Source organism: Sandarakinorhabdus sp., assembly GCF_031422795.1.
Taxonomy (GTDB): Bacteria; Pseudomonadota; Alphaproteobacteria; order Sphingomonadales; family Sphingomonadaceae; genus Sandarakinorhabdus.
Map to the genome: position 1 here is coordinate 1 of NZ_JANPML010000008.1, position 1,982 is coordinate 1,982.

Below are 1,982 nucleotides of genomic sequence, written 5' to 3' on the forward strand. Positions count from 1 at the left end.
CGATGCGGCCTTCACTTCGGCTTCAAAACGGTTCTGGTCGCTGGTGATGGCTTCGGATGGCTTGGGGTTGCCATAGGCGTCGGCATGGGTGGGCAAGACGACGGCGGGATAGTTGAGGGCGCGCATCAGGCGGGGCGTGAACTGATGGATTTCGAGGCGCTGCGAATTTGAGCCAACAAGCGCGATATCGGGGTGGAGGCCGGCCATTTCGCGTTCGATGAAGTTCATCGAGCCCATGATGAGGATTTCATGGCCGCCAAGGCGCAGCAGATAGGCAACGCTGCCGCCTTCGACGAAATCCTTGCGAAGCAGCGGTGCCTTGAGCCCGGATGGCGCATTGCCGGTAATGCCGCGGCCGTTGTTGAAATAATGCTTGTCATCAAGCGCGCTGTGGATGCTGGGGATGACCTTCAAGGAGAAATCCTCGAAATCATAATCCTCGCCGCCGATCACGGTGATCAGCTGTTTTTCGGGCACGGCATAGGCGCGGGCGAGGTTGGCTGTGGTTTCGCGGCCGATGATGGTGGCGCCGGTCTTGTTCGCCACCGTTCCGGCATCGAGCGCGTGATCGGAATGGCCGTGGGTGACCAGGATATAATCGGCGCGGGGGATGTGTTTTTCGATGAGCGCAAGATCGGGCGCGTAAAGCTCGTCGGGGGTCGGGGTTTTGGCGCCGGGGCCCCAGCGGGCGAATTGGGTCACGAACGGATCGACAAGGATGGTCTTTTTGCCGTCGGTGATCTCCCACCCGGCATTGCCGAGGTAGGTCAGCCGGATTTCGCCGGGTTTGAGGGCAGGCGGCGGTGCGGCGGCAGTGAGCGCCAGTGCCAATGCAGCGATCAGGATTGGAAAACGCATGATGTCAGCCCCCGAATTGGCCTGAGGCTAGCAGAGGTGCAGGAGGCGTCAAACGCTGAGATCAGGGCCTCTGCCCGCAGGTGCCACCCTACCCCCGCCCGTGCCCCCAGAAGGCTTCGGAAAAGGCCGGGGTGTAGGCATTTTCCGGGTCGGCGCGAACCATGGCGTCGAGGCGCTGGGCGTCTTCACCGATCAGCAGGCGCCAGCGGCCGGCCTTTACGCCGTCCAGGATGATGGTGGCGGCCTGGGCGGCGGTGGTGGGGGCGGTGTCACGGAAATTGGCGTTCATGGCTTCGGTGATCTGTTCGTCGGTCAGGTTGCTCACGTCCATGCCTTGCCGTTGCATCAGCGCCCGCGTGTCGGCGTGGCCGGCGTTCATGCGCAGCGAATTGCCAAGGATTTCGGTGCCGATATGGCCGGGCATCACCACCGAACAGTGGATGTGCGGCGCGTTGACCGCCAGATCGGCCATCAACGCTTCGGTAAAGCCCTTCACGGCGAATTTGGCCGCGCTGTAGGCGGTGTGGACGGTGCCGGGGCCAAGCGTGGCCCAGAAGCCGTTGATGCTGGAGGTGTTGATGATGTGGCCGGCATCGGCGGCCTTCAGCAGCGGCATGAAGGCGCGCACACCGTGCAGCACGCCATAGAAGTTGATGGCGAACGTGCGTTCCCAAGCTTCACGGGAACCGACGACAAAGCTGCCGCCGCCGCTGATGCCGGCATTGTTAAACAGCAGGTGGATGCGATCGGTTTCCATTTCGGCCCGCACGGTTTCGGCCCAGGCGTTCATCTGCGCTTCGATCGACACATCGGCAACGAAGGTGGAAACGCGCGTGCCTTGCGGTGCGCCGGCCAGGCACTGCGCCTTGGTTTCGGCCAAAGCCGCTTCCGCGATATCGCACAGGGCAACGCTGCAGCCTTCGGCCACCAATTGCTTTGCCAGTTCGCGCCCCATGCCCATGCCGCCGCCAGTAATGACGGCGATCCTGCCTGCAAAATCCTGCATTGTTCTTTCCCCCGGGGTTCGACGGCCAAAGCGACGATTGGGGGGAGTATGTCAGACGGTTGGCAGCGCGACACCCACCATTGTTTCATAGGTGACCAGCGCCGCCAGTTCGGCCTCG

Annotated in this window: 2 protein-coding genes; both read right to left on the reverse strand. The window is 62.7% G+C overall.

Going from position 1 to position 1,982, the window contains the following annotated elements; translation table 11 throughout:
* On the reverse strand, window positions 1-858 hold an 858-nt coding region (locus RMO81_RS00440), incomplete at its 3' end, for an MBL fold metallo-hydrolase (protein ID WP_310473754.1).
* An 88-nt stretch (window positions 859-946) separates the two neighbouring features.
* Complete coding sequence (locus tag RMO81_RS00445) at window positions 947-1,864, reverse strand: SDR family oxidoreductase (protein ID WP_310473755.1); 918 nt, start codon at window positions 1,862-1,864, stop codon at window positions 947-949.
* Between the last annotated feature and the right edge of the window lie 118 nt (window positions 1,865-1,982).

Coding starts and splice junctions, on each gene's coding strand:
- RMO81_RS00445 (WP_310473755.1), bottom strand. CDS start 1,864: ATGCAGGATTTTGCAGGCAGGATCGCCGTCATTACTGGCGGCGGCATG.